Annotated in this window: 6 protein-coding genes; 3 read left to right on the top strand and 3 right to left on the bottom strand. The window is 63.9% G+C overall.

The genetic code is table 11. The annotated features are described in order from the left end of the window. A partial coding sequence (locus ACKODO_RS06655) for a hypothetical protein (RefSeq protein ID WP_408982666.1) occupies window positions 1-216 on the top strand: 216 nt, incomplete at its 5' end. Window positions 217-331: 115 nt separating this feature from the next. Here the strand turns inward: ACKODO_RS06655 and ACKODO_RS06650 are convergent. Both ACKODO_RS06650 and ACKODO_RS06645 read right to left on the bottom strand, forming a co-directional pair. Then, a complete protein-coding gene (locus tag ACKODO_RS06650; protein WP_408982665.1) occupies window positions 332-937 on the bottom strand; it encodes a LysE family translocator in 606 nt (201 codons plus the stop codon). Between the two features lie 167 nt (window positions 938-1,104). Beyond that, window positions 1,105-1,344: a hypothetical protein gene (locus ACKODO_RS06645; RefSeq protein WP_408982664.1), complete on the bottom strand. Its 240-nt coding sequence runs from the start codon at window positions 1,342-1,344 to the stop codon at window positions 1,105-1,107. Window positions 1,345-1,564: 220 nt separating this feature from the next. On the opposite strand from ACKODO_RS06645, the gene ACKODO_RS06640 reads away from it, so the two are divergent. Further along, window positions 1,565-2,155 carry a response regulator transcription factor gene (locus ACKODO_RS06640; protein ID WP_408982663.1) on the top strand — a complete coding sequence of 197 codons (591 nt, stop codon included), beginning with the start codon at window positions 1,565-1,567 and terminating at the stop codon, window positions 2,153-2,155. Here ACKODO_RS06640 and ACKODO_RS06635 read toward each other — a convergent pair. After that, on the bottom strand, window positions 2,121-3,893 hold the full coding sequence (locus tag ACKODO_RS06635) for a hybrid sensor histidine kinase/response regulator (protein WP_408982662.1): 1,773 nt from the start codon (window positions 3,891-3,893) through the stop codon (window positions 2,121-2,123). The genes ACKODO_RS06640 and ACKODO_RS06635 overlap by 35 nt on opposite strands. A 325-nt stretch (window positions 3,894-4,218) precedes the next feature. Here ACKODO_RS06635 and amt point away from each other — a divergent pair, with 325 nt between their 5' ends. Then, the gene (gene amt, locus ACKODO_RS06630) at window positions 4,219-6,657 is read left to right on the top strand and encodes an ammonium transporter (protein ID WP_408982661.1); all 2,439 of its coding nucleotides are present in this window, start codon (window positions 4,219-4,221) and stop codon (window positions 6,655-6,657) included. The last annotated feature ends 154 nt before the right edge of the window (window positions 6,658-6,811 follow it).

The raw sequence follows: 6,811 nt of genomic DNA, 5'->3' as shown, positions 1-6,811 counted from the left end.
TATTACCGCATCTTTCCGCCGCATAGAATTCGAGCGCTGCTGCGCGATGACAAGGCGTTCGAGGCCTTCTTGAAAGACGACAATGCCGCTGAAGCCTGGGTGTTTGCCAACAAGGATACCAGCAAGACCGATCGGGAAGGGACATTCAGTTATATTTCGATCCGCGAGCTGCTGGCGCCGATCACGATTGGTGTTCTTCCCGGCCTCGCGAGCTGACGGGTTGGTTTGTGAGCCCCCGCCCCGCTCCCGGGCGGGGGCTCTCATTCGCGGCGCCTCCGAACCAAAAAGGAACCGGCCTTCGCCCGGTAGCCCGGAGGGTGGCCCAAGCCGGTCAGCCGGAGATCAGCGCCTCTATCATCGGCCGCACGGAGAGAAGGGCGAGAACAACAAACAACCCTGCGACGATGCGTGACCATAACGGAAGCGCGGATGCTATCCGCCGGCGCATGGGAGCATGAGAGAACACCGCCGCAACCGCAAGCGAATTGGAAAGGGCCAGCACTGCGGTCGCGAGTATGAGCGCAAGCGCGGGCAGCCAGGGCAGGTCACCGGCGGGACCGATGAACTGCGCGGCAAAGAACATGCCGCTCATCGGATTGGTCGAGGAGGTGCCGAAACCAACCGCCAGGTCGGTGAGGCGACCGGCGGGTCCTTTGGCCGAGGCTCGGGTGTCAGCGCAGAGCCGCCTGGCTGACTTCAGGATCCGCCAGCCCATCATGGCCAGCAGGAAGGCCGAGAAGCTTCGCCCGATCACCTCCCAGGAATCGCCACCAGGCAGGAGGCCGGCACCGACGAAAAAGACGAAAGCCTGGATCGCCGCTCCCAGGCCGATACCCATCGCGAAGGGAAGCGTCGCGGTGAAACCGTGCAAAGCTGCGAAGCTCCCGGTAGCGAGCATGTTCGGCCCGGGCACCGCCAGGAGCAGGACATAGTTCATGAGATATGCGGCCAGAAACGAATATGAAATCAGCATTATTGAAGTTTGCCCTTTCTGGCGGTGCGGATCAGATATCCACGCGGCTGCCCTGGCGGCGATGATGACCCGCCGGTTGCGCTCGGTCTTGGTTCCTGCGTCCGCCTCGCGGCGTCACGCCGACGGCGACCTCATCGAACCCGGTGGGTCACTTCGCGCAGGCAGCTGCGGAGGCGGAACAGGTTCAGCGGTAGCAGTAGGCCATGCAGGATCAGGATGGGGACGAGGCCGAGCATCAACCCGTAGGCGATGAACAGCAGATTGGCCGCGATGGCCCAACAGCGCAGGGCGAGAATATGGCGACATCTGAAAGCGGCGACCGTCATGCCGCCGGCCAGGAAGCCGACGAGATCCGTGATGCTGCCCCACATAGGCTACCCTCTTCCCCCGCGCCGGTCAGGCTCGCCTCTTCTTCAACGGAATGCGCGTCGCCACAATGGCTTCAGGGGCGAAAGCGTCGGACTAGTCCAACGCCGAGGCTATGCGTCGAGATGCCCTCTGGATGTATTGCGCCATCCGGTTTGTGATGATCATCCTCGCGGGTGTGGCCCGGATGTCGTTTTCGCGGAAGGCATCACTCGGGTGTATCGAATGCGTCGGTTGAACATCCTGATTGTCGATGATCATCCCCTGGTTCGGGTAGGCCTGCGGACAGCCTTGCAGGCTGCCTTTCCTGGCGTGCGGGTCGAGGAATGCGCCGCTTTGGCCGAAGCGAGGGCGAGGCTGCTGGCTGGCCCTCTCGATGCCTTGATTCTCGATCTCGCCCTGTCGGATTCAAGCGGAGCCGAGACCTATCTGGCGCTCCAGCACCTCTGCCCCGGCCTGCCGGTCATCATCATGACGGGCACCGATCCGCGCGATCTTCTGGCCTTGCCGGCCTTCGAAGGGGCCGCCGGTGTGCTTTGGAAGGCGGATGGTCCGGAGGCCATCCTTTCTGTTCTGGCAGAGCTGATGAGTTGCGAGGCGGAAACGCTGGACGGCACGAGCCGCCCTGTTCTCACCGCCCGCGAGCGGGATATCCTGGTTCTCTGCGCACGCGGCCTTCAGAACAAGGTGATCGGCCGCAGCCTTGGAATCAGCGAGAATACCGTCCGCGCGCATCTCGCCAGCGTTTTCAAGCGCTTCGGGCTCACGCATCGCGGCGCGGTCAAGGATTTTCTGGAGCGTGCGCGGATCGGCTGAGCTGAAACGCCTCGTCGAGCTTCTCGCGCAGGTCGTGCGCGCCCACCGGTTTCTGCAGCTCGAGAATGTTCTCCTCCGGTTTCGGCGCAGCCGGGTCCGCCGTCACCAGCAGGGCTGGGATGGGAAAGCCGGCACGCGCCCGGATGGCGCGGATCAGGTCGAGCCCGTCCATCGCGCCCGGCAGGCGAAGATCCGACACGATGACATCCGGCAGCGCGCCGCCGGCATCCAGATCAGCCAGCGCCTGCCCGGCCTCGGCGCTGGTCACGACCGTATAGCCCCAACCCGCCAGCAACTCGCGCAGGATGTCGCGCGCCGGCGCGTGATCCTCCACGAGCAGCAGGCGGCCGGCGGCAGGTCGCGCTGGCGTTTCGAAGACCCGTATCTTGGCCATCACCTCGATATGGGGCAAGGCCGCAGCGGCCGGAAGCGTGATCGCGAACATCGAACCCTGGCCGGGCCATGAACGCACCGTGACAATTCCCGCGATCAGCTCGGCCATGCTGCGCGCGATGGTGAGCCCCAGGCCATGCCCGCGCCCGGCCTGCCTGCCGGGATTGGCGAGCTGGTGAAACGGCTCGAAAATGCGCGTCAGATCCTCCTCCGCGATACCGGGCCCGGTATCCCAGACCTGCAATTCGAGCTTATCCCCACGAAGCCGGACGCCGACGAGAACACGCCCCCTCTCGGTGTATCGCACGGCATTGCCGACAAAGTTCCGCAGGATCTGCGTGAGAAGGGTCGGTTCGCCCAGCGCCCAGCGGCTTGTTCCCACGAAGCAGAGATCGAGCGACTTGTTGGCCGCCTCCACGGCGAATTCCACGCCGACCTGACGGAAGACCGTGGCGAGCTCCACCGGCGCAAGGCGGGGTTCATAGCCCTTCGAGCTGGCCCGCGCCGCTTCGAGCATGCGCTCCAGCAGATCGGAGATCGCATTGACCGATTCCCCGATGCTCGCGATCCGTTCGGCCCGGAGGTCCTTGCCGTCATTCCCGAGGGAATCGAGCAGCAGGCGGATCGCGTAGAGCGGCTGGCGCAGGTCATGGCCCGCTGCCAGCAGGAAGCGCGTTTTTTCACTGTTCGAGCGCTCCGCCCGGTCCCGCGCCTCGGCCAGTTCATGCGAGAACGCCTTCTCCTGGTTCCGAAGCCGGATGAGATCGCGCATCGTCCGGTTCTGCAGCATCGAATAGCCGAGATGCGTGACGAGAAACACGAGGCCCAGCAGGGCCATCCAGCGGCTGGTCTCGTCGTCGGCGAGAGCGAACCGCGCCACGACCGGGCCCATCGCGCTGAGCGCGAAGGCGGCATAGACAAGCCGATCGGCTGAAAGCGAGGCAACGGAACCCGCCGTGAGCCCCACGAGCATCATGATGATGAAAAGCATCAGGGGCGCATCGCCCGAGCCGGTCACGACCCATCCGAACCAGCCGAACAGGCTGCCGGAAGCAAGGCTGCCCAGCGTGAACCCGGTGCGCCAGATCCAGAGCGGTGTCATGCTGCGCAAGCGCCAGTAGGCCACCACGAAAAGCCCGCGCAGGGCGGCGAGCACGATTGCTGCGATCAGCCAGTTCCAGGCCAGCGCGCTGGGGCCGAGGCGCAGTCCATGCACATAGGCCGCCGTGGGAGCCACAACCAGCACCGCGCCAAGAACAATCGGCATTTGCCGGGCCAGCAGCTCGATCAGCTCTTGCGATTCATCGGCCGCGCCAGCCTGCGCCTTCAATGTCTTGCCTGTCATGGAGCTGCCTGCTCAGCGCATCATGGTTCGAACCTGCCCTTTGCGGTTTACTGGGCCGGTGCTGAGCCTGCAAGTCCGGCGCGCGGAAGTGTTCGACCCTGAGGCAGAACAGGCAATTCCAGAAATCTGCGCATGATCCGGCTGCCAGAGAACGGAAAAAACATGCGATTTCTGCTCAGGAACCAGCAAGCATATTGTATTTTGCATTAATGCATGTGAAATTAGGCTGATTCTTGCGCAGTTTTCACCGCTCGTTTACCGAAAAACTGCATCTTTTCTCGCCGCGAGGTTCCGAAATCGAACCATTCCGGCGTTGGGAGGCAGAATGCTTGTCCGTCTGTTCAGCCGTTTTGCGTTTGCAAGCTCAGCATTCGTTGTTCTGGGTGCTTCCGGTGCTTTCGCCGCCGCTCCACCGGATCTCGCGAAACTTGCGGGCGATGTCGAGCAACTGCGCGCCCACCTGAACCATGTCTGGGTGATGACTGCGGCTGCCCTGGTGCTGTTGATGCAGGCCGGGTTTCTTCTGCTGGAAGCAGGCATGGTCCGCTCGAAGAACTCCATCAACGTGGCGCAGAAGAACGTCGTCGATTTCTTCGTGTCCGCGGCCTGCTTCGCGGTTTTCGGTTTCATGATCATGTTCGGCCCCACGGTCATGGGGCTGTTCGGGTCGCCGGGCACGCTCTGGGGCTATTCCGGCCTCGATGAATGGACCTATACCTTCTTCGTTTTTCAGGTGGCCTTTGCCGGCACGGCCGCGACGATCGTCTCCGGTGCCGTGGCCGAGCGCATGAGCTATGCGGCCTATATCGTGCTGGCGTCCGTCGTTGGCCTGCTGATCTATCCGGTTTTCGGTCATTGGGCCTGGGGCGCTGGCCTCGTGACGGAGAACAAGCCCTGGCTTGCCGCCAGCGGCTTCATCGATTTCGCCGGTTCCACCGTGGTGCATTCCGTCGGTGCATGGATCGCGCTGGCCGGCATCATCATCCTGGGACCGCGCATCGGCCGCTTCGATGCCAATGGCAGGGCCTTGCCGATCCATGGCCATTCGCATGTGCTGAGCGCCATGGGCGCCATGCTGCTCCTGGTGGGGTGGATCGGCTTCAATGCCGGCTCCACCGCGGCGGCCAGTGGCGCGGTGGGCAAGATCGCTGCGAACACGCTGCTGGGTGCTTCCTTCGGCGGCATCGTTGCAATGCTGATCGGCCGCGCGAAGGATGGGACCTACCTGACCAATCGCCTCGTGAATGGCCTGCTCGCGGGACTTGTCGGCATCACCGCCGGTTGCGATGCCGTCGGTCCCAAGGGCGCCATCGCGATCGGCGCGATCTGCGGAGCATCGGTGGTCTTTGTCGAGGATTTCGTGCTCCACCGGATGAAGCTCGACGATGTCGTCGGCGTGGTGGGTGTGCATGGCGTTTCGGGGGTGCTCGGCACGTTGCTGGTGCCCTTCTTCGCGATGCCCGAGAAGCTGAACGGGCTGACTGTGATGGGTTCATTTCTTGTTCAGGCGAAGGGGGCAGGCGCGGCCTTCCTCTGGGCCTTCGGGATGGGTCTCCTGACATTCTGGGTGATGAAGGTGACCATCGGCATCCGCCTTTCGGAAGAGGATGAGATGCGTGGCCTGAATGCCGCCGAGCACGGGGCCGCGATCGGCACGGGTGCCCTTCAACAGGAACTCTACCGCATCACCCAGCTCGAGCGCGACCTCACCCGTCGTCTTGATGCGGCCTCGGGTGACGAAGCGGCGGAGATCGCCCAGATCATCAATCCGTTTCTGGATGAGTTTCAGCGCGTGCAGGCGGACATCGCCCGGCATGCGACCCGCATCAACAAGGCTTCCAGCGTGATCGGCGGTCTCTCCGACCAGTTCCTGCAGGATTCGAGCGCCGTTTCCTCCACCTCCGGCAAGATGGCGGTGGCCGCCGCCTCGCTCAGCGGGCGGGCCAGCGCGGCGGTTGGCCAGGCCAGCGGCCTGCGCGAGGGCGCCGAGCGCGTTTCCCTTGCCGCGCGGGACATGACCCTGCGTATCCAGGAACTCGCCGATCGCATGGGCCAGCTCTCCCTTTCGGTGAACGACGTGGCCCATGCCGCCCGCAACGGGCGCTCGGTCTCGCAAAGCGCCAATGCGGTGATCGGTGAATCCGAAAGCCAGATGGTGAACCTCGTCGCGGCCTCCAATCAGATCAACGAGATTGCCGAACTCATCGAGGGCATTGCTTCCAGCACCAACCTTCTCGCCCTCAATGCCACCATCGAGGCCGCGCGTGCGGGGGAGGCTGGCAAAGGTTTTGCCGTGGTCGCGTCCGAAGTGAAGGCGCTGGCAAACCAGACCCAGCGGGCCACAGCCGATGTGAAGGCCCGGGTGGCGGCGATGCGTGCCGGCACCGAGCAGGCGACCCGAGGCTTCGCCATGCTCAGGGATGTGCTCGGCGACATCAACCGGACGATCGGCATCATCGCCGACACCGCGGAAGCGCAGGCCTCGCTTGCCCGCCACGTCAATGACGACGTGCAGGAAGTGGCCGGGAAGGTCGAGGTCGTGGCGCAATCCGTGGATCGGATGTCCGGCGAAGTCGGCTCGATCTCGAACTACATGAACGATGCAAACCAGGCCATTTCATCCGCCGCCAACGATGCAGAGGCCGTGAACCAGGTGGCGGCGAAGTCACTCGATTCCGCCGGAGCGCTGGATGACCGAGCGAAGGAACTGGGCTCGATTTCCGATGAGCTTCAGCGATCCGCGAGGCGCTTCAAGGTGGCGTGAGCGCCGGCGGCCCGGCTGAAAATTCTTGCTCGGCCTGCTTGCGGAAACCCGGCAACGCCGGGGGGTGGGGAACGAGACCGAGCGGTTTTGCGACCAATCTTGACTGTTGGCTCAACGCCGAACGTTCGGGCACTGCCCCATTTGCCTGCCCCAG

Source organism: Rhabdaerophilum sp. (assembly GCF_046092605.1).
Lineage (GTDB): Bacteria > Pseudomonadota > Alphaproteobacteria > Rhizobiales > Beijerinckiaceae > Rhabdaerophilum.
The sequence above is the reverse complement of the archived record's forward strand: the minus strand, read 5'-3'. Positions and strand labels throughout refer to the sequence as shown.